A 19,424-nucleotide genomic window follows, 5' to 3' on the forward strand; every position below is an offset into this window, starting at 1 on the left:
CGCAGCCAGAGGCTGACACACAACGACCGGAATGCCGGGGTACCACAGGTGCCCCGGCATTCGTCTGGAATGGGGAGTTTTTCTTGACGCAAGGAGTACCGGGTGACCGTCGCTGAATCCCTCGAATCCTGGGCAGGCAGGGCCGCGGATGTCGCCGGCGACGCACAGCGGGCCGTAGATCTCGCTCTGATGATCGGCGACGCCACGCCCAGCCCGGCATCCGGCGAGACGCCGGCTCTGTTCGAGCTGTTCCGTGCGCTGGGTCGCGCAGATCTCACCGCGGCGCGGGTCGTCGAGGCTCATCTGGATGCTCGTGCGATCCTCGCCGAGGCGGGTCACGAACCGCAGGCCGGCGGCTGGGGAGTATTCGCCGCCGAGGGTCCGGGAGTGCGTCTCGATGCCGAGGAAGTCGAGGGCGGCTTCCGTCTGTCGGGAACGAAGCCGTGGTGCTCGATGGCCCAGCTGCTCGATCGTGCTCTGGTGACCGCGCACACCGCTGGTGGGCATCGGCGGTTGTTCGAGGTAGACCTCCGTGCCGCCGGCGTGACGGTGCGCAGCGGTGAATGGGTCGCGCTGGGCCTGCAGGGAGTGCCGAGCGGCTCGGTCGACTTCGACGATGTCGTCGCGTCGCCCGTCGGGGCCGACGACTGGTACCTCGATCGGCCTGGATTCGCCTGGGGCGGGATCGGCGTGGCGGCGTGCTGGCTCGGAGGCGCCGAAGGCCTCGCGCGTCGGCTGCTGACGGGTGCGCACTCTGCGAACCGGGAGCCCGATCAGATCGCGCTGATGCACCTCGGCGCCGTCGACGCCGGACTGTTCGCCGCGCGGACCGCGTTGGAGGATGCCGGTCGCCGCATCGACGACGGCAGGGCCGAGGGCAGCGAGGGCCGGATGCTCGCCGCCCGCGTGCGTATCGTGGTCGCAACTGTCGTCGAAGACGTACTCCGCCGCGTAGCCCACTCGCTCGGACCGGCGCCGCTCGCTCTCGAGGTCGAACACGCTCGACGGGTTGCGGATCTCGAACTGTATGTACGCCAGCATCACGCCGAGCGTGATGAAGCGTCGCTGGGGCGACGCATCCTCGCAGAGGAGTCGGCGAAGTGACCTTCGACCATCGAGACGCGGGCACCACCAACTCGGCCTGGCTCTCCGCGGACGGCTGGGCGGGTGTCGAGCCGATGGACCTTCGCGCCGTCGAACTGCTCGTCGTCGTCGCCGCCCATCCCGACGACGAGACGCTCGGAGCGGGAGGACTCATGGCCACGGCGCACGCGGAAGGTATTCCCGTGGTCGTGATCGTCGCGACTGCCGGCGAGCGCTCGCATCCCGACTCGAAGACCTTCACCCCGGAGCGCCTCACCGTCATTCGCCGCGCCGAGGTCGTGGCGGCGATCGATGCTCTGGCGCCAGGGGCCGCGGTCCAGCTCCTGGGTCTTCCTGACGGAGAGCTCCGCCAGCACGTTCCCGCTCTCGCAGCCGCGGTCACGGCCTGCATCGGCGACCATTCCACAGTGCTGATCGCGTCGCCCTGGCGCGGCGACGGGCATCCGGATCACACTGCCGCAGGCGACGCGGCGCGTGCGGCGGCGAACGCCGTCGGGGCGACACTCGCCGAGTACCCGATCTGGGGCTGGCACTGGCGCGCGCCGGATTCGGCCGAGTGGCCGTGGGACAGGATCCGCACCCTCGCCCTGAGCAGCGACGCCGTTGCGGCCAAGGTCTCGGCGCTCGAGCTCCACCGCAGTCAGACTGAACCGCTCTCCGATGCTCCGGGAGACGAAGCGATCGTCTCTTCGTCGTTCGTCGAGCACTTTCGTCGTGACTTCGAGACCTTCGTCGTCACCCGCGAGTCCGCACCGACGCCGTCGGCCGAGTCGCTGGCCCAGGGGTATTTCGACACCTTCTATGAGGGCCGCACCGATCCGTGGGGCTTCGAGACGAGATGGTACGAGGAGCGCAAACGCGCTCTCACGCTCGCTGCCCTCCCGCGTCGGCGCTTCGGCACAGCCCTCGAGATCGGCTGCTCCATCGGCGTGCTCACCGCTGAACTCGCCGATCGCGTCGACGACATGCTGGCCACCGACATCGCCCAGGCGCCGCTCGATGCCGCGAGAGAACGCCTGGCAGGCCGGTCCGAGGTGCGCTTCGAGCGCCGCGCACTTCCCCAGGAGTGGCCCGACGAGAGCTACGACCTGATCGTCGTGTCCGAGGTGGGGTACTACCTCTCTCCGGATCGTCTGGACGACCTCGTGCACCGCGCCGCTGACAGCCTGAACGACGGAGGCATTGTGATCGCGTGTCACTGGAGGCACCCGGTCAGCGACTATCCCATGCGGGGCGACGACGTGCACGAGGCCTTCCGTCGCTCGGCCGGTCTCGTGCGCATTGGGGGCTATGCCGATGACGACTTTCTCCTCGACGTGTTCGGCCCTCCAGGAACGGTGTCGGTGGCCGCTGCCGAGGGACTCGCGTGAACGTGCGCATCGCGCAGCTCGTCGTCGTCGTGCCCGCCCGAGACGAAGAGAAGACGATGGATCGCTGCCTCGACGCGCTCGAGGCGGCGCTGGTGCGACTCCACGAGACCCGTCCGCTGGACAGCCCCGAGGTGAGCATCGTCGTTGTGCTCGACCGGTGCACAGACGCCACCGCGAGCATCGTCGCCCGCCGTCCGGGCATCGATGCCGTGGCGATCTCTGCAGGAAAGGTGGGCGTGGCACGAGCGCGTGGCATCGAGCGTGCGCTCACGGCTGCGGCGTCAGCGCCCGAGAACATCTGGATCGCGAACACCGACGCGGACTCTGCGGTGCCGGCCGACTGGTTGTGCGTGCAGCTGGAGGCGGCAGAGGCGGGGCACGCCGCCCTGCTGGGGGCCGTTCGGCCCGACGAAGAGGGGCTCGACGCGGAGCGGCTCGCGCACTACCTTCGGCGGCATCCGCTGCGCGAAACGCACCGGAATGTGCACGGGGCGAATCTCGGGATGCGAGCCGATCACTACCTGGCGGCCGGAGGATTCGCCGCCGTAGCGACGGGGGAAGACGCGACGTTCGTCACGGCGCTCGAGAACCTCGGACTCGAGGTCGTGAGCACCGCGCGCGCCGCCGTGCTCACGTCATCGCGACTATTGGGCCGTGCGCCCGACGGGTACGCAGAGGTGCTGCGAGCCGTGGCGGGCTAACCGCAGCGTTCTCGACGCAGACGCCGAGCTACCGGTTCTGTTGCGCGGCGAGTAGCTCGAGAGTGCGTTCTGCGCCAGCGCCGACTCGAGCGTCTTGACCGTCGTGGTCGGAGGCGACCGGCGACACCATGACCTCGTCGACGCCGTACTTCGCGGCCAGCGTCGTCAGGTGCGACCACGCCGCGTCGGGCGTTCCGATGATCCACCGCGCGGCCTGATCGGCCACGAGATCTTCCTCCATCGGGTTCAGGGCCTCGGCCTGGGCCTGCTCGACCGTCATCCGAGGGCCGAGCACGCCGCCCGAGCGGAGTCTCGCCATCGTGATGAGCTGCGGGAGTGCGAGCGCCTCGGCCTCTTCGCGCGCGTCGGCGACCACGGCGTTGACCGTGAGGAAGGTGGTCGGCTCGGCGAGCGCGGGCGACGGCTGGAACTCTCGTCGGTACAGGTCGAGGGCGCTGTCGATACCCGACTGCCCGAAATGGTGGGCGTAGACGAACGCGACCCCGAGCCGGGCGGCCAGCTGGGCGCTGTAGGTGCTGGAGCCCAGCAGCCAGAGCATGGGCGACGACGCGGTGCGCGGGGTCGAGCGCAATGCGTAGTCGCGGCCGCGAAGCGGAATGACGACCCCGGGTTGCGCAGCGGTGTCGAAAGCGTCGGTGATCGGCGTGTCGCCGGAACCGAGAAGTCCGGCGACCAGCTCGACGTCGCCCGGGAACGAATCCACCCCGGACTCCTCTGCCCGCCCACCGCGCAGCATGTACGCCGTCACGGGGTCGGAGCCGGGCGCGCGCCCGATGCCCAGGTCGATACGACCGGGATGCATCGCCTCGAGCAGAGAGAACTGCTCGGCCACCGTGAGTGGTGCGTGATTGGGCAGCATCACGCCGCCCGAGCCGACCCGGATTCGGCTCGTGTTCGCCGCCAGATGGGCGATCAACACGGCCGGGGAGGTCGCGGCGACGGCTTCCATGTTGTGGTGCTCGGCGACCCAGAATCGGGTGAAGCCGAGCTCGTCGGCCCGTCGCGCGAGAGACACGGCCGAGGCGACGGAGTCGCCGGTCGTCTGATCGGTGCGTACGGGCAGGAGGTCGAGAACAGAGAGTTTGAGCATCGTTCGGGTCAACGCTTCGGATGTCCGCCGGTATTCCGCGCTCGCGAACCTCGCGGTCGAAACCGGGCAAATGCGGCGAAACCCCTTGCAGATGCCAGGTTTTCGGGCGTGGCGAGCTTAAGGTAACCGTGTGTGGCGCGCCGATAAGAAACTAGATGCAGACGGAATCCCGACTGCGGCCGACGACGACTCGTCGACCTGGGGTCGCCAGACCGCGCCTGAAAAGGGCGGTCGACCTCTCACCAACCTCTCCAGCGAAAGCCGGGTCGAGCCCAGTCGAGAACGCTGGCGAGACGAGCTCAGCAGGGTAGGCGGAGTATCTCCGCTCATCCACTTCGACGACTCGCCCCGAAACCGCATCGACCTGTCGGCCACCCACCCCGGTGGGCTGGCGCAGTTCATCACGGGCAACGCCACGCTGCTCTCGAGTCTCATTCGCGACGAGTTGGCTCTGCGCACCGCGCGGCTCGCTGCCGCAGCGATCACCGACAAGGGTGTCGAATTGCGCAGCGTTCGAGGCATCGACGCCGTCAACCTGGGCATCGGATTCGCCGAGTGGCGACTCGAGCAGGAGTCCTTCAGCGCTCCGGTTCTGCTGCGCCCTGTGTCGGTGCGTCGCTACGGGCGAGACTTCGAACTCAAGCTGCGGGGCGGGCCCACGGTCAACCCCGAACTCGTTCGCGCCCTGTCCGAGCAGTTCCAGATCGAACTCGACGCCGACGCCCTGGTCGCGCTCGCGGTCAACAACGGCGTCTTCAAGCCCCAGCCGGTGATCGACCAGCTGCGCGGCCTCACCTCGCAGCTGGCGTGGTTCAGCGTCAGCCCCCGACTCGCCGTCTCGACGTTCGCCGATGTCAGCCATGCGCTGGTCGAGGATGCCGTCGACCTCGCGCATCCGGTTCTCGACGCGCTCGCGGGCAACGTCACCGCCCGCCGAGGAGTGCAGGACGGCTACCACCCCGTCGACGCCACGCCGCAGGACCAGCGCCCGCCGTCCACCGACACGCTCCTGCTCGACGCCGACCCCGAGCAAGAGAACGTCATCGCCCAGATCGGTGCAGGCAACTCGCTCGTCGTCAAGACTCTGCCGGGCACGGGTGGCACCCAGACCATCGTGAACGCCGTGGGCGCCCTCATCGCACAGAACAAGCGTGTTCTCGTCGTGAGCCCCCGCCGCCTGAGCCTGCGCGGCATCGCCCGTCGACTCACCGACGTCGGTCTGCCCGGCGTCGCCGTATCGCCGCGCACGCTCCGCCGCGACCTGATCCAGTCGATCGGTCGCAACGAGAAGGCCCGACAGCCCCATGTCGCCGACGTCGACGAGGCCCTCGTGCGCCTGCGAGGAGTGCTGCTCGACTACCGCAGCTCGCTCGGCCGGGTCGATCCCGTGCTCAAGGTCTCGGTTCTCGATGCGCTGCGCGAACTCGCGCGCCTCGAACTGCTCCAGACGCCTCCCTCCACAAAGGCCCGCCTCGACCGTCACGCTCTCGAGGGGCTCGCATCCGGTCGGGTCCAGGCCGCGAAGACACTGAGCAAGGCCGCGGCCCTGGGCGAGTTCCGCTACGGGCCCGACGACTCGCCCTGGTACGGCGCCGCTTTCGCCTCGTCCGACGACGCGCACAGCGCCCACCAGCTGGCAAAGAAGCTGCACCGGTCCGACCTTCCGACTTTGCTCTCGGGCGCCTGGGAGCTCATCGGCCAGACCCGCATGCGACCCTTCGCCACGCTCACCGAGCTCGGCGTCTACCTGCGCCTGCTGCTCGATCTGCGCGAGACGCTCGACAAGTTCCTTCCCGTCGTGTTCGACCGTTCGCTGACCGAGCTGATCGCGGCCACCTCCAACCGCCGCGACTCACCGCAGCTCTCGTCGACGAGCCGCCGCCGCCTGCGCAGCCTGGCGCGCGAATACGTGCGTCCGGGTGTGCACATCGGCGACCTCAACGAGGCCCTCAAGCACATCCAGCAGCAGCGCACCCTGTGGTACCGCTTCGCTGCCGCCGGCATTCCGCCGGAAATCCCCATCGGTATCGCCGATGTGCAGGTCGCATACCAGCGGGTCACAGAAGACCTCGCGCAGCTCGATGTGCCGCTGGGCACCGTCGGCACGGCCCGTCAGCTGACCAGCCTGCCCATCGACGAGCTCGTGTCGATGGTCGACGGGCTCGCAGCTGATTCCGAGGTGCTCGCCAACCTGCAGGAGCGCACCGCGCTTCTCGACACTCTTCGCGAGCACTCGCTCGACCCGCTGCTGACCGACCTCTCGCAACGGCATGTGCCCGAGAGCGCCGTGGCCGACGAACTCGAACTCGCCTGGTGGCAGTCGGTCCTCGAGCTGATGCTCGCGAACGACAGGGCTCTGCTGGGCGCGAACACCTCGGTGCTCGATCGCCTCGAGGCAGACTTCAGGCTCGTCGATGAGGCGCACGCCTCAGCCAGCGGCGCCCTTCTGGCGTGGCAACTCGCCGAGACGTGGAGCGTCGGACTCGTCGATCATCCAGACGAGGCGGCGGCTCTCAAGAACGTTCTGCGCACCGACGGCGTCGATGCTCAGGCTCTGCACGAGGCGGCTCCCCACCTCGGACGCGTTCTCGCTCCCGTCTGGCTCGCCTCTCCCTACGAGATCGCCGAGATCTCCGACTCGCTGCACTTCGACACGGTCATTCTGGTCGACGCGGGAGCGACGACCCTGGCCGAGAACGTCGGCGCGATCCGACGTGGCCGCCAGGTCGTGGCGTTCGGCGACCCGGTGACGCAGACCCCCTCGCGCTTCGACATCGCCATCTCGGCGACGCCCGAGTCGTCGAGCCGCGCTCAAGCCGAGCAGTCGGTCGAAGAGCTGCACGCCGAGTCCGCGCTGGCACGTCTGGCAGAACTGGTTCCCACGCTTCCCCTTACGCGCAGCTACCGCGCGGGCGGCGAAGACCTGGCGGAGCTCGTCAATCACCGCTTCTACGGCGGAAAGATCGACTCCCTGCCCTGGGCCGGAACCTTCCTCGGTCACGGCAGCCTCGCGCTGCACTATGTGGAGGGCCGCGGAGGCATGCCCGACGCTGAGACCGGAGCGGTCGAGAGCGTCGACGACGAGGTCGATCGGGTCGTCGCGCTCGTGCTCGACCACGCAATCAACTACCCGGGTGAATCGCTGATGGTCATCACGGCGAGCCCCCGTCACGCGGTGCGCGTGCAGCAGGCCGTTCTCTCTGCCTTCGCCAAGCGCAGCGATCTGAGCGACTTCATTCTCAAAGACCGGGCCGAGCCGTTCATGGTCGCCACTCTCGACCAGTCGGTCGCCCAGAGTCGTGACCGCGTGATCTTCTCGGTGGGGTACGGCAAGACCACCCACGGTCGCGTGCTCACGAACTTCGGAGCTCTCGGGCGCCCCGGCGGCGAGAGACTCCTCGCTGTGGGTATGACCCGTGCCCGCCGTTCCATGGACATCATCAGCTGTTTCCACCCTCACGACATCGACGAGGAGCGCATGGCCCACGGCATCGTGGCGCTGCGACAGATCCTCACCGAGGTCGAGTCCGGGCCCACGCCAGACACGTTCTCGAGCCCCGGCGACGCGCTGCTGATCGACCTGGCGCGACGACTCGGATCTCGTGGTCTCGACGTGGCGTTCGAACACCGCGGCAAGCTCACCCTTGTCGCGTCGCACGACGGCCGAGCCATCGCCATCGAGACCGATTCGGTGGTGCATTCCACGAGCCTGCGCGAGTCACTGCGCCTGCGCCCCGACATGCTGCGCCGACTCGGCTGGCACTACCTCAGAGTGCACAGCTTCGAACTGTTCAGCGACCCCGAGGCCGTCGCGTCGCGCATCGCCCAGGTCATCGGGGTGCGCGAGCTCAAGGCCGTCGACAGGCAGCCGACGTCGCCCAGCACCGACGAGACGGCGCCGCTTCCGTTCTCCAGGTAGGCTCCCGAGGTGCCGAAAGAGACCAACGACCCCGATTCCGCGACACCGGTACCGCCGGTTCGCCGCACGGGGCGTCGCCGCGTGACGACGGATGCCGTGGCCGGCTCAGACCCGACGCCCCAGCGAGCCGATGGCTCACCCGTAGAGAAGGCCGACGAAGACACGGACGTGTCGTGGGGCGATCCTTCTCCGCGGGGCAGCGACAAGAACGACGACAGGCTCAAGCTCGAGAAGCCGCCTCACTGGTGAGCGAGTCAGGCCTCTAGAGCGATCAGGCGGTCGGGTGCGTCGGGCCCGATGACGAGGCCTGCTGTTTGGCGAGCAGGTCGCGGATCTCGGTGAGCAGTTCGGCCTCGGTCGGGGGAGTCTTGACCGTCTCCGCGGGTGTGGGCTGCTGCTTCTTGATGAAGGCCACCTTCTTGAGGTGGTTGATCGGCAGCACGAAGGCGAAGTAGACGACCACGGCGACGATCAAGAATTGAATGACGGCCGCAAGCACGCTGCCGAGCTGGATCGCGCTGTCTCCGATCGGAATCGGGAAGGCACCGACGAGGTCTTCCGCGTGGAATGCTGCCGCGATGATCGGGTTGAACACATTCTCGACGATCGAGTTGACGACGGCGGTGAACGCCGCTCCGATGACCACGGCGACCGCCAGGTCGATGACGTTACCGCGGAGAACGAACTCCTTGAATCCCTTGAGCATGGTGTGTCCCTTCGCTTCTCTACTTGGCTGAACTGCCGGATGCGGCCGGTGTCGACGATCCGTTGGAGGTGCCGGAGCCCGACGACGTCGACGGCGTTGCCGGCTTCGAGGATGACGACGATTCGCCCGATCCACTCGCCTTGCTCGTGCTGCCTGAGCTGGTCGAGCCCTTCGAGGTGTCGCTCGCGCGCGAGTCCGTGCGGTAGAAGCCCGAACCGTTGAAGGTCACGCCCACCGCGCTGAACACCTTGCGAAGCTTGCCGCCGCAGACAGGGCACACGCTCAGCGAGTCGTCGGTGAACGCCTGGTGGATGTCGAAGGCGTTGGTGCACTCGGTGCAGCGGTAGGAATAGGTGGGCACGAGGAGACTCCTTGAAAACGGTGGAACGGCGTGCCGAGCGGCGCGGGTTAGAGCGTGTGGATCTGCGTGGGGGTGACGACGCCGTCTACGGGCTGATCGTGAATCTCGCGGGGCACGCTCTCGAGGAGCTCGTCGTCGAAGATCACGGCGTAGACGGGAGGGCACTTCTGCATGCTTCCCAACGTCTTGTCAAAGTATCCCCGACCCCAGCCCAGTCTGACCCCGGAGGCGTCGACCGCGGCGGCGGGGATGATGATGAGATCGACGTCGTTGATGATCATCGGTCCGAGGATCTCGCCGACGGGTTCGGGCATTCCGAACAGGCCTTCGGCCTCGGATTCGCCGTCACCGTGGGTCCAGTCGAGCAGCCCGTCCTCCCTCGCGATGGGGAACAGGGTGCGGATTCCCTTCGCCTGCGCCCAGTTGAGAAACTCCCGGGTGTTCGGTTCGTGGGTGGCGGACAGGTAGCACGAGATGAATTGCGCGCCCGTGTCGGTGACCAGCTTCTGCAGGTTCCGGGTGAAGCCCTCGGTAGCGGACGCCCGCTCGACAGAGGTTCGAGTTCGACGTCGTTCACGGAGCTCCGCTCGCAGTGCACGCTTGATATTGATCGGGTCGGTGACCATCTAACCGATTTTAGATGCATGGATGTATCGGCGGTGTTTCGCAATCCGGCGCATCGACCGTTCGGCATTGGATACCCTTGCCCTTATGGGGACAAAGATCACAAAAGCCGTCATTCCTGCAGCCGGACTGGGAACTCGCTTCCTGCCCGCCACGAAGGCGCTTCCTAAAGAGATGCTTCCGGTTGTCGACAAGCCGGCCATCCAGTACGTCGTCGAAGAGGCGGTCAACGCCGGACTCGACGACATCCTGGTGGTCACAGGTCGCAACAAGCACGCCCTGGCCAATCACTTCGACCGTGTCACCGAGCTCGAGGCGACCCTCGAGTCGAAGGGCGACGGCAACAAACTGCGTATGGTCAACGAGGCCACGGCGCTCGCCGAGATGCACTACGTGAGGCAGGGCGATCCCCGAGGATTGGGCCACGCCGTCTTGCGTGCACGTATGCACGTCGGGCACCAGCCCTTCGCGGTTCTGCTCGGAGACGACCTGATCGATGCGCGCGACGAGCTGCTCACCCGCATGATCGAGGTGGCGGAAAGCCGCACGACCACCGTCGTCGCCCTGCTCGAGGTCGACCCGTCCGTCGTGCACATGTACGGTGTGGCCTCCATCGAAGAGACCGACGACGATGACGTCGTTCGCATCACCGGCCTGGTCGAGAAGCCGTCTGCAGAAGACGCTCCGTCGAACTACGCCGTCATCGGTCGCTACGTTCTGCAGCCCGAGGTGTTCGACGTTCTCGAGAAGACCGAGCCGGGCAAGGGCAACGAGATCCAGCTCACCGACGCGCTCGAGACCCTCGCGGCCGACACCTCCATTGCCGGTGGCGTCTACGGCGTCGTCTTCCGTGGCCGCCGCTACGACACGGGTGACAAGCTCGACTACATCAAGGCCATCATCCAGCTGGCGAGCGATCGCGAAGATCTGGGCGGCGACCTGCGACCGTGGCTCAAGGAGTACGTCAAGGGCCTGTAGGCCCCCGTCGATCGACCACCACCCAGAAGGCATGACTGTCACCGCCGATGTTTGTTCCCACCCTGTCCGACGGACCGATCGTCATCCGACCCATCCGAGTGCGGGATGCGCGAGCGCTCGAGCGTGAGCTCATGGAGAACCGCGGCTGGCTGCGCAAGTGGGAGGCGACCAACCCTCACGGGCCGATGTCGTTCGACACGCGGGCCAGCATCCGGTCTCTGCAGAGCAATGCCCGAGCCGGTTACGGGCTGCCGTTCCTGATCGAGTACAACGGCGAGCTGGCGGGCCAGCTCAACGTGTCGTCGATCAGCTACGGCTCGGTGTCGTCGGCGAGCATCGGATACTGGGTCTCCGAGCGGTTCGCCGGCAAGAACATCACGCCGACCGCGGTCGCCCTGGCCTCGGACTACGCGTTCTTCCAGCTCGGCCTGCATCGCATCGAGATCTGCATCCGGCCCGAGAATGCCCCGAGTCTGCGGGTCGTCGAGAAACTCGGTTACCGCTACGAGGGTCTGCGTCGGCGGTTCATCCACATCAATGGAGACTGGCGCGATCACTTCTGCTTCGCCCTGGTCGCCGAAGAGCTCCCCGTCGGGGTGCTGCGGCGGTGGAAGGACGGCCAGGTTCCCGCGGGCGGCGGCTCTGTTCCGCTCGTCGACCGGGAGGCCGCGCAGCGGGCCATCGAGACGATTCCTCGCTGACCCGACGAATTGGTGCACGGGTGTTCGCGACACACGCTGCCAGAGGGCTCCAACCGGCTCTCGCTCTCATACCGTAGAGCCATGACAACGGACTGGCTGGGCGGAGGCCTCATCATCGCCGTCGCAGCGGGGCTGTGGCTGATCTACTTCATGCCGACTTGGTCTCGGCGGCGAGAGTTTCTCGCGACCGAGCGCAACGCGGTGCGGCTGCAGCAGACGCTGCGCATCCTCGCCGAGACGAGCGAGGTGCCCGACGAGATCCGCGTGGCCACGACGGCTCGCAGCGTTGCCGAGCAGCAGCGCTACCTGCGCCAGGTCTCACAAGACGCCACACCGGTCGCCGTTCTCATCGCCGCTCGCATCAAGCGTTCTCGCGCCGTGACCAGTGCGATCTTCCTCCTCTCCGTCTCGGTGGCGGTTCTCGCAGGTTTTCAGATCACGCTCGCCGGTGCCTGGGTGGTCGTCTTCATCGGAGCCTCCGTCGCCTCTCTTTGCGTCGTGATGCTGGGCAAGCTCGCCCGTGCGGGCCGCAGTCTTCGTCTGCCCGCTCCTCGCCTCACCGTTCACGACCAGACGCTTGTCGACCATGGGGGATCGTTCCTCGAGGCGGAGCCCGTGCCGGTCGTCGAGGCCGTCATTCCGAGCGAGTGGACCCCTATCCCGCTTCCCAAGCCCCTGTACGCGGCGCGCGTCTCGGCCCCCGGTCTGGCGACGGCATTGCCGTCGGTGGCTCGCGAGGTGTCGCTCGAGATCGAGGCAGACCTCCGTCGGGCCGCAGCGGATGCCGAAAACGCCCTGCGCGCGGCGGCCTCCGCCGGCCCCGCGGTCGCACCTATCGAGCTCCCGCTCGCCCCCGTCGCCGAACCTGTAGCGCCCCGTGCACCCAGCCGTTTCGCATCCATGGGCATCGTCGACACGACCGACGGTTCGCGCCTCGACCTCGACGAGGTTCTGGCACGTCGCAGGGCGGGCTGAGCACCCCGTTCGGTTCGGAGTCGCCGCCTTGGTCGTGATAGTCTTCCAAGGCAGTTCCGGGGCATTGGCGCAGTTGGTAGCGCGCTTCGTTCGCATCGAAGAGGTCAGGAGTTCGAATCTCCTATGCTCCACCAGAACAGCACGAAAAGGTCCCGGCTATAGCCGGGACCTTTTTGCTTGTGGCGGCAGGTCGCCGGCAGTACCCATGAATCAGGAGGGGTTCGTGGGGTCGCCGTGCGAGGTGGGGTTGATGGCCGGTGCTGTCGTGGTGGCAGGGCTCACGCCGGGGGATGTCGACGCTGCCGGAATCTCGGGGTGCTCGGTGTCGATCTGGCCGCTCGGTGTCGCCCCGTTCTTCAAGGCATCGAGACGCTGTTCGAGCACCACCTGAACAGGTAGCCGGTTTCCGTGTTCGGTCTCATAGTCGATCAGCTGTTGCACCTGTGGGTGTCGTTTGGTGTCAGGTTCCGGGAACCGGCGGGCCGGTGCGCCAGCGCAGGATTGCGGCGGCACTGGCTTCGTTGGGCAGCGCCACCGCGTCCTGTCCGTCGGGCACACGGAACGAGTCGGTGAAAAGGACGCGGGCGTCGGTCAGTAGAGCCGCGCGGCACAGAGCCAGCTGAGCGGGAACCGGACCGAGGATCCTCGCTCCGAGCGCGTCTTCCGGGGCAGATGCAACCCACGGCTCCGCATCGAGAGCCAGCGCTTGCTTCTCACGAAGCCGGTCGGAGTCGACGATGAGAGTGTCGACCTGGCCGGCTGCCAAGGCAAGAATGACGCCGCCGAAGTTCAGCTCGACGAGGTTGTCGCCCCGACCGTCGTGAAGTGCCAGAAGATCGAGCACGGCTTGTTTGTCGTCATTGAGGATGCGCTCGATCTCCTCATCGACGCGGTCGGGTAGAGCGGAATCCGTCGAGCCGTCGGCGCGCGTGTTCGTCGGCTCGATGGAGAGGATCGCCCGACTGGCTTCCGACAGCTCCTGTTCGAGAAGCTGACGTGCGCGAATGTCTCCAGCCACGACGAGGAGCCGCGGTCTACGGGTGCGAACGATGTCGTCGACCGTGCTCGCCAGCTCCGATTGAGTCTGTCTCCAGATCTCCTCGGCGTGGTTCTGCATGTGGTCGTGTCTCCACCCGCCGCCCTTGATCTTGTGGAGGGTGTCCGTGCGGCCTTGAACGTGGTCCTCCGACTCCGCCACCCGCGAACCCGCGCGAAACAGCTGTACCTCTCCGCCATCCCTCGCTGTCTCGACGGTCAGATAGGTGAACTCCAGAGGCTGGGCCTTCAGAAGCGGCACGAGGTCGGGCAGCGGCCCGTATGAGGTGATCTCCGGTTCGACGGCCAATCCGGGCAGAACCTCTTCGACGACGACGACACCGTCGCGCACCAAGACGAAGAGGCAGAACGGACTCGGGCCCGCCGTCGCCGTCGCGAGCACGTCGGCGACACAGTCCAGGTCTCTCTGTGGCGATCCTGCGAGAGCGAGCCGATCGAGTACCGAGGTGCGGCGCTCGTCTTGCACTCCGGGCGGATCGGCCGTGTCGACCGACATGTCGAGGTAGACCTGCGTGTACTCGGCATGGTCGCGATAGATGCCGGCGAGTGCAGAACTCGTCATCGTGCCCGTGTCAGACATATGAACCTCCAGTGGATCTTCCGTCTCTTCATCCTGATCTTTTCGGGGAGAATCTCTCGCGGGGATTGACTGGTTTCGATGACGCGGGTTAACGCCCCCTACCCGGGGGTAGCGTGGACTGAATGACGCGTCCACTCATCGCCACAGTCGGTCAGCTCAAGGCTTCGGGCCACGAGCAGAAGTCCCTTCGAGTCGAGATCCGCGACAATCTCCTCGCCGCGCTTCGAGAGGGCCGCGATCCCTGGCCGGGCCTGCACGGGTTCGAGGCCACGGTCATCCCTCAGCTCGAGCGAGCCCTGATCGCCGGTCATGACATCGTGCTGCTCGGCGAACGCGGACAGGGCAAGACCAGGCTCTTGCGCACGATGGTCGGACTGCTCGACGAGTGGTCGCCCGTGATCGAGGGATCGGAGTTGGGCGAGCATCCTTTCGACCCCATCTCCAGCCAGAGCGTGCGTCGTGCCCTCGAGCTCGGAGACGACCTGCCCGTATCGTGGCGCTCGCGCGAGGAACGCTACGCGGAGAAGCTCGCGACGCCCGACACCTCCGTCGCCGATCTCATCGGCGACGTCGATCCCATGAAGGTGGCAGAGGGCCGCAGCCTCGGAGACCCGGAGACAATCCACTTCGGACTCATCCCGCGCAGCCACCGCGGCATCGTGGCCATCAACGAGCTTCCCGACCTCGCGGAGCGCATCCAGGTGGCCATGCTGAACGTGATGGAGGAACGCGACATCCAGATTCGCGGCTACGTGCTGCGCCTTCCCCTCGACGTGCTCGTCGTAGCCAGCGCCAACCCCGAGGATTATACGAACCGCGGCCGCATCATCACACCGCTCAAAGACCGCTTCGGCGCCGAGATCCGAACCCACTATCCGCTCGAGTTGGCCGATGAGGTGTCGATCATCCGGCAGGAGGCCGATCTCGTGGCCGAGGTGCCCGATTATCTCGTCGAGATCCTCGCCCGCTTCACACGCGCGCTGCGGGAGTCTCCGTCGGTCGATCAGCGCAGCGGTGTGAGCGCCCGCTTCGCCATCGCCGGAGCGGAGACCATCGCCGCGGCGGCCATCCATCGCGCCACGCGGCAGGGCGAACCGGATGCCGTGGCCCGGCCCGTCGATCTCGAAACGGCCGTCGACGTGCTCGGCGGCAAGATCGAATTCGAGTCGGGCGAGGAGGGTCGAGAGGATGAGATTCTCGACCACCTGCTGCGTCGCGCCACCGCAGAAACGGTGCACGGATACTTCCGTGGTCTCGATTTCAGGGCGCTTGTCACCGCCGTCGAGGAGGGCGCTGTGGTCACGACGGGCGAACAGGTTCCGGCTCGCGAGTTCCTCGCGGGGCTCCCGACGCTCGGCGAATCCGAGCTCTACGACCAGATCGCCGACCGGCTCGGTGCGAAGAGCGACGGTCAGCGCGCGGGAGCGATAGAGCTCGCCCTCGAGGGACTCTTCCTCGACCGACGCATCAGCAAGGCCTCAGGCGGAGGCGAGACCATCTATGGCTAGGGCGAATCGTCGCCTGACCCGCGCTTCCCGCTACGGCAAGTACGCGGGCGGACCTGACCCCCTCGCCCCTCCCATCGACCTGCGCGAGGCGCTCGACGCCATCGGCAACGATGTGATGGAGGGCTACTCTCCCGAGGCCTCGTTGCGGGAGTTGCTGCGCCGAGGCACCCGTGATCGTGCGGGACTCGACGACCTTGCCCGCCGTGTTGCGGAGCGCCGGCGTGAGCTCACCGCGAAGCACAACCTCGACGGCACGTTGAACGAGGTGAGGCGACTGCTCGACAAGGCGGTGCTCGAGGAACGCAAGCAGCTGGCTCGAGATGTGCAGCTCGACGATGATTCGCGTGCCCTCGCCGAGATGCAGCTCGGAGCACTATCGCCCTCGACCGCGGCGGCCGTCAAAGAACTCGGTGACTATTCCTGGCGCAGCACGGAGGCTCGACAGGATTTCGAGCGCATCAAGGATCTGCTCGGACGAGAGATGCTCGATCAACGTTTCGCCGGGCTCAAGAGCGCACTCGAGAATGCGAATGACGACGACAGGGCGGCCATCGCCGCCATGCTCGCCGACCTCACGGGTCTGCTCGACGACCATGCACGCGGTGAGTCCAGCCAGCAGCAGTTCGATGAGTTCATGCAGACTCACGGCGAGTTCTTTCCCGAGAACCCGAGCACCATCGACGAACTGATCGACACTCTGGCCGCGAGAGCCGCGGCGGCCGCTCGAATGCGCAACTCGATGACCCAGGAGCAGCGCGACGAACTCGACGCCCTCGCATCCACTGCCTTCGGCTCGCCCGAGCTGATGTCGTCGCTCTCTCAACTCGACGATCAGCTGCAGGCTCTGCGACCGGATGCCGACTGGAGCGGGTCCGAACGCATGTCAGGGCCCGACGGTCTCGGTCTCGGCGACGGAACGGGCGTGTTCCAAGACATCGCTGAGCTCGACGAGTTGTCTGAGCAGCTTTCGCAGGGCTACGGCGGCTCGCGTCTCGACGACCTCGACCTCGACGCGCTCTCGCGGCAACTCGGTGACGAGGCTTCGGCGGATGCCCGCACCCTCGCTCAACTCGAGAAGGCGCTGCGTGATTCGGGAACGATGAAGCGCGCCTCTGACGGAACTCTCAAACTGACCCCGAAAGCGATGCGGCTTCTCGGTCGCTCTTTGCTGCGCGACGTCGCCCAGAGGCTGTCGGGGCGCCAGGGCAACCGAGATATCAGGCATGCCGGTGCCGCCGGCGAGCTGTCGGGTGCCACTCGGGAGTGGTCGTTCGGCGACACGGAGCCGTGGGACGTGACCCGCACGATCACCAACGCCCTCTCGCGAACCGCGCGCGACGGCGGCGCGGCGGGGGAGGGCATCCGGATCGAGATCGGCGACGTCGAGGTGCAGGAGACGGAGGCGAGAACCCAAGCCTGCGTCGCACTGCTGGTCGACACATCGTTCTCGATGGCCATGGACGGCCGCTGGGTTCCTATGAAGCGCACGGCGCTGGCTCTTCACACGCTCATCAGCAGCCGCTTTCGTGGGGACGACCTTCAGCTGATCGCGTTCGGCCGAGAGGCTCGGGTGATGGAGATCGAGCAGCTCACGGGTCTCGAAGCCGAGTATGAAAAGGGCACCAATCTTCATCACGCTCTTCTGCTCGCGAACAGGCAGTTCCGTCGGCACCCCAATGCCCAGCCCGTTCTGCTCATCGTCACCGACGGCGAGCCGACCTCCCACCTCGAATCGAGCGGCGAGGTGTTCTTCGACTACCCGCCACATCCGTTGACGATCGCGGTCGCCGTTCGGGAACTCGAGAACTCCATGCGTCTCGGAGCGTCGACCACGTTCTTCCGTCTGGGCGACGACCCCGGGCTTGCCCGGTTCATCGACTCGATGGCGAAGCGGGTCGGTGGCAGCGTGGTCTCACCTGAGCTCGACGATCTCGGTGCTGCCGTCGTCGATTCCTATCTCGGCTCGCGCGACGGGTCGGGGTTCTGACCCGGGTGAATTCATAGCCCGCGTCCAGGGTCCTTACGACCGCCGAGCGAGGCTGCCGACTACTGTCGAACTGGTGAGTGAGGTCGAGAGATGAGCCCTGAGCGTCGTAGCAAACGCGCTGTCGCGGTGATGATTGCGGGCTCGATGCTCGTCTCGGCCGGCGTCGTCTCGGTCGTCGTGCAGAGCGTCACCCACGGGTCCGGCGAGCACATCCACATCGACTCCCGATCGGCAGCTCTGTCGGCGACGACCCCGCCGACCACGGCCCCGGGCCCGGGCACGGTGGAGGCCGCCTCAGAGCCCGGACCTGTGGTCGTGGCCATCGGCGACTCGATCATGGACGGCCACAATGTGAAGTCGAGCCATGCCTGGCCGCAGCTCATCGGCGCGGCCACGAATTGGCAGCTCACCGACTTGGCGGCCGACGGCAGCGGCTTCGTGGCCGTCGGTGACGATGGCGGCACGTTTCAGGATCAGGCCGTGGAGGCCGTCGACTTGAACCCCTCCATCGTCATCATCGCCGCGAGCAGCAACGATCTCGACGAAGACCCAGACGAGGTCGCCATCCAGACCATGAAGACCATGAGCTATCTGCGCGACGAACTGCCCGAGGCGCGCATCTTCGCCCTGAATGCCTTCTGGGGAGACACCACCCCGCCCGACGAGCTCGGCGAGCTCGACGCCGACATCCTCGCGGCGTCACAGGCTGTCGACGCCGACTACCTCGATATCGGGCAGCCTCTCGCCGGCCAGCCCGAGCTTATGCAGTTCGACGACATCCACCCCGTGTCGAAGGGACTCACCGTGATCGCGGCAGCCGTGGCCGCAGCGATTCGTGAGGCGGGCTGACGGCCGATCATTTCAGCAGTCTCGAGAGCACCCGGTCGGCCAGCGGCTTTCCGCCCGTCTGGCAGCTGGGGCAGTACTCCAGAGTGCGGTCGGCGAAGATCACCTGTCGCACGGTGTCGCCGCAGACCAGACACTCCTGCCCGGCCCTGCCGTGCACGCGCATGGCGGTCTTCTTCTCTCGCTTCAGGTTCGCCGCGCTGACGCCCTCAGACCGCTCGATGGCACCCAGCAGAGTCTCGCGGGTCGCGTCGTAGAGTCGGGCCGCCTCGTCTGGCGTCATAGAGGCCGGCTTGTAGGGCGACATGCGTGCCACGTGAAGGATCTCGTCGGAGTAGGCGTTGCCGATGCCGGCGATCCGCGATTGATCGCGCAGCACGCCCTTGATCTGCGTTCGACCGGCGGAGGCCAGGATCTGGGTGAAGACCTCAAGGGTGAAAGCGGGGTCGAGGGGGTCGGGCCCGAGGCGCTCGATCTGCGGGATCTCGATGACACTCCGAACGATCCAGATGGCGACGCTCTTCTTCGTTCCCGCTTCGGTGACGTCGAACCCGGATCCGTCGTCGAGAACGAGTCGAGCCGTGAGGGGACCGGATGTCGGCCGGGTGCGCGGCGCAGGTTCGCTGTCGCGCCAGCGGATCCAGCCGGCGCGAGCCAGGTGCATCACGAGATGCAGATCGCCTACCGAGAAGTCGAGGAATTTGCCATGCCGATCTATGGCCGTGATGACACGGCCGCGCAGGGCGGAGGCCGGAGGATCGAAGGTCTTGAGTGCGGAGAACGACACCAGATCGAGGCGTGCCATGGTTCGGCCGACCAGCCGTGCGCTCAGATCTGCGACGAGCGCGTGGACCTCGGGGAGTTCGGGCATGTCTCCAGTCTCGACCCGACCGCCGA

The 19,424-nt window shown here is 66.9% G+C and carries 18 protein-coding genes and 1 tRNA gene; 12 read left to right on the plus strand and 7 right to left on the minus strand.

What is annotated here, in order from left to right; genetic code table 11:
• Positions 1 to 102 precede the first annotated feature (102 nt).
• The 3 genes from ASF79_RS14375 to ASF79_RS14385 are packed head-to-tail and all read left to right on the plus strand — an operon-like array spanning position 103 to position 3,175.
• A complete protein-coding gene (locus tag ASF79_RS14375; RefSeq protein ID WP_055855928.1) occupies positions 103 to 1,104 on the plus strand; it encodes an acyl-CoA dehydrogenase family protein in 1,002 nt (333 codons plus the stop codon).
• Complete coding sequence (locus tag ASF79_RS14380) at positions 1,101 to 2,474, plus strand: bifunctional PIG-L family deacetylase/class I SAM-dependent methyltransferase (protein ID WP_055855931.1); 1,374 nt, start codon at positions 1,101 to 1,103, stop codon at positions 2,472 to 2,474. The genes ASF79_RS14375 and ASF79_RS14380 overlap by 4 nt, the downstream gene beginning before the upstream one ends.
• Positions 2,471 to 3,175 (plus strand): glycosyltransferase, encoded by a 705-nt coding sequence (locus ASF79_RS14385; protein WP_055855934.1) that lies wholly within the window; start codon positions 2,471 to 2,473, stop codon positions 3,173 to 3,175. The genes ASF79_RS14380 and ASF79_RS14385 overlap by 4 nt, the downstream gene beginning before the upstream one ends.
• A 28-nt stretch (positions 3,176 to 3,203) precedes the next feature.
• Here the strand turns inward: ASF79_RS14385 and ASF79_RS14390 are convergent, their stop codons facing one another.
• Complete coding sequence (locus ASF79_RS14390; RefSeq protein ID WP_055855938.1) at positions 3,204 to 4,286, minus strand: LLM class flavin-dependent oxidoreductase; 1,083 nt, start codon at positions 4,284 to 4,286, stop codon at positions 3,204 to 3,206.
• 130 nt (positions 4,287 to 4,416) lie between these two features.
• On the opposite strand from ASF79_RS14390, the gene ASF79_RS14395 reads away from it, so the two are divergent.
• Both ASF79_RS14395 and ASF79_RS14400 read left to right on the plus strand, forming a co-directional pair.
• On the plus strand, positions 4,417 to 8,205 hold the full coding sequence (locus tag ASF79_RS14395; RefSeq protein WP_235500771.1) for an AAA family ATPase: 3,789 nt from the start codon (positions 4,417 to 4,419) through the stop codon (positions 8,203 to 8,205).
• Positions 8,206 to 8,214: 9 nt separating this feature from the next.
• Positions 8,215 to 8,454: a hypothetical protein gene (locus ASF79_RS14400; RefSeq protein WP_055777620.1), complete on the plus strand. Its 240-nt coding sequence runs from the start codon at positions 8,215 to 8,217 to the stop codon at positions 8,452 to 8,454.
• A 22-nt stretch (positions 8,455 to 8,476) separates the two neighbouring features.
• On the opposite strand, the gene mscL is transcribed toward ASF79_RS14400, so the two are convergent.
• The 3 genes from mscL to ASF79_RS14415 are packed head-to-tail and all read right to left on the minus strand — an operon-like array spanning position 8,477 to position 9,898.
• Positions 8,477 to 8,911 (minus strand): large conductance mechanosensitive channel protein MscL, encoded by a 435-nt coding sequence (gene mscL / locus ASF79_RS14405; RefSeq protein WP_055855941.1) that lies wholly within the window; start codon positions 8,909 to 8,911, stop codon positions 8,477 to 8,479.
• A gap of 19 nt (positions 8,912 to 8,930) precedes the next feature.
• Positions 8,931 to 9,272, minus strand: coding sequence for an FmdB family zinc ribbon protein (locus tag ASF79_RS14410; protein ID WP_055855944.1), 342 nt, complete (start codon positions 9,270 to 9,272; stop codon positions 8,931 to 8,933).
• 47 nt (positions 9,273 to 9,319) lie between these two features.
• Entirely contained in the window at positions 9,320 to 9,898 is a 579-nt protein-coding gene (locus ASF79_RS14415; protein ID WP_055855947.1) for a 5-formyltetrahydrofolate cyclo-ligase, read from the minus strand.
• Positions 9,899 to 9,983: 85 nt separating this feature from the next.
• On the opposite strand from ASF79_RS14415, the gene galU reads away from it, so the two are divergent.
• The 4 genes from galU (at position 9,984) to ASF79_RS14435 (ending at position 12,684) form a co-directional block, all read left to right on the plus strand.
• The gene (gene galU, locus ASF79_RS14420; RefSeq protein WP_055777612.1) at positions 9,984 to 10,874 is read left to right on the plus strand and encodes a UTP--glucose-1-phosphate uridylyltransferase GalU; all 891 of its coding nucleotides are present in this window, start codon (positions 9,984 to 9,986) and stop codon (positions 10,872 to 10,874) included.
• Positions 10,875 to 10,921: 47 nt separating this feature from the next.
• On the plus strand, positions 10,922 to 11,575 hold the full coding sequence (locus tag ASF79_RS14425; RefSeq protein ID WP_055777611.1) for a GNAT family N-acetyltransferase: 654 nt from the start codon (positions 10,922 to 10,924) through the stop codon (positions 11,573 to 11,575).
• Positions 11,576 to 11,656: 81 nt separating this feature from the next.
• Positions 11,657 to 12,550: a hypothetical protein gene (locus ASF79_RS14430; protein ID WP_055855949.1), complete on the plus strand. Its 894-nt coding sequence runs from the start codon at positions 11,657 to 11,659 to the stop codon at positions 12,548 to 12,550.
• A 58-nt stretch (positions 12,551 to 12,608) separates the two neighbouring features.
• A tRNA-Ala gene (locus ASF79_RS14435) sits at positions 12,609 to 12,684 on the plus strand.
• A 76-nt stretch (positions 12,685 to 12,760) separates the two neighbouring features.
• Here the strand turns inward: ASF79_RS14435 and ASF79_RS14440 are convergent.
• Both ASF79_RS14440 and ASF79_RS14445 read right to left on the minus strand, forming a co-directional pair.
• Positions 12,761 to 12,991: a hypothetical protein gene (locus ASF79_RS14440; protein WP_055777604.1), complete on the minus strand. Its 231-nt coding sequence runs from the start codon at positions 12,989 to 12,991 to the stop codon at positions 12,761 to 12,763.
• A gap of 19 nt (positions 12,992 to 13,010) precedes the next feature.
• Positions 13,011 to 14,168: a baeRF2 domain-containing protein gene (locus ASF79_RS14445; RefSeq protein WP_156366271.1), complete on the minus strand. Its 1,158-nt coding sequence runs from the start codon at positions 14,166 to 14,168 to the stop codon at positions 13,011 to 13,013.
• 140 nt (positions 14,169 to 14,308) lie between these two features.
• On the opposite strand from ASF79_RS14445, the gene ASF79_RS14450 reads away from it, so the two are divergent.
• The 3 genes from ASF79_RS14450 (at position 14,309) to ASF79_RS14460 (ending at position 18,530) form a co-directional block, all read left to right on the plus strand.
• Complete coding sequence (locus tag ASF79_RS14450) at positions 14,309 to 15,694, plus strand: hypothetical protein (RefSeq protein ID WP_055855955.1); 1,386 nt, start codon at positions 14,309 to 14,311, stop codon at positions 15,692 to 15,694.
• A complete protein-coding gene (locus ASF79_RS14455; RefSeq protein WP_055855958.1) occupies positions 15,687 to 17,681 on the plus strand; it encodes a vWA domain-containing protein in 1,995 nt (664 codons plus the stop codon). The genes ASF79_RS14450 and ASF79_RS14455 overlap by 8 nt, the downstream gene beginning before the upstream one ends.
• A gap of 90 nt (positions 17,682 to 17,771) precedes the next feature.
• Positions 17,772 to 18,530 (plus strand): SGNH/GDSL hydrolase family protein, encoded by a 759-nt coding sequence (locus ASF79_RS14460; protein ID WP_082495914.1) that lies wholly within the window; start codon positions 17,772 to 17,774, stop codon positions 18,528 to 18,530.
• Positions 18,531 to 18,537: 7 nt separating this feature from the next.
• On the opposite strand, the gene ASF79_RS14465 is transcribed toward ASF79_RS14460, so the two are convergent.
• Positions 18,538 to 19,398: an Fpg/Nei family DNA glycosylase gene (locus ASF79_RS14465; protein ID WP_055855964.1), complete on the minus strand. Its 861-nt coding sequence runs from the start codon at positions 19,396 to 19,398 to the stop codon at positions 18,538 to 18,540.
• Positions 19,399 to 19,424: the final 26 nt, after the last annotated feature.

Source organism: Agreia sp. Leaf335, assembly GCF_001423605.1.
Taxonomy (GTDB): Bacteria; Actinomycetota; Actinomycetes; order Actinomycetales; family Microbacteriaceae; genus Agreia.

Excerpts from the sequence above, each read along its gene's own strand:
- ASF79_RS14390 (WP_055855938.1), bottom strand. The coding sequence starts at position 4,286 with ATGCTCAAACTCTCTGTTCTCGACCTCCTGCCCGTACGCACCGATCAG.
- mscL (WP_055855941.1), bottom strand. The coding sequence starts at position 8,911 with ATGCTCAAGGGATTCAAGGAGTTCGTTCTCCGCGGTAACGTCATCGAC.
- ASF79_RS14415 (WP_055855947.1), bottom strand. The coding sequence starts at position 9,898 with ATGGTCACCGACCCGATCAATATCAAGCGTGCACTGCGAGCGGAGCTC.
- galU (WP_055777612.1), top strand. The coding sequence starts at position 9,984 with ATGGGGACAAAGATCACAAAAGCCGTCATTCCTGCAGCCGGACTGGGA.
- ASF79_RS14425 (WP_055777611.1), top strand. The coding sequence starts at position 10,922 with ATGTTTGTTCCCACCCTGTCCGACGGACCGATCGTCATCCGACCCATC.
- ASF79_RS14430 (WP_055855949.1), top strand. The coding sequence starts at position 11,657 with ATGACAACGGACTGGCTGGGCGGAGGCCTCATCATCGCCGTCGCAGCG.
- ASF79_RS14445 (WP_156366271.1), bottom strand. The coding sequence starts at position 14,168 with ATGACGAGTTCTGCACTCGCCGGCATCTATCGCGACCATGCCGAGTAC.
- ASF79_RS14450 (WP_055855955.1), top strand. The coding sequence starts at position 14,309 with ATGACGCGTCCACTCATCGCCACAGTCGGTCAGCTCAAGGCTTCGGGC.
- ASF79_RS14455 (WP_055855958.1), top strand. The coding sequence starts at position 15,687 with ATGGCTAGGGCGAATCGTCGCCTGACCCGCGCTTCCCGCTACGGCAAG.
- ASF79_RS14460 (WP_082495914.1), top strand. The coding sequence starts at position 17,772 with ATGAGCCCTGAGCGTCGTAGCAAACGCGCTGTCGCGGTGATGATTGCG.
- ASF79_RS14465 (WP_055855964.1), bottom strand. The coding sequence starts at position 19,398 with ATGCCCGAACTCCCCGAGGTCCACGCGCTCGTCGCAGATCTGAGCGCA.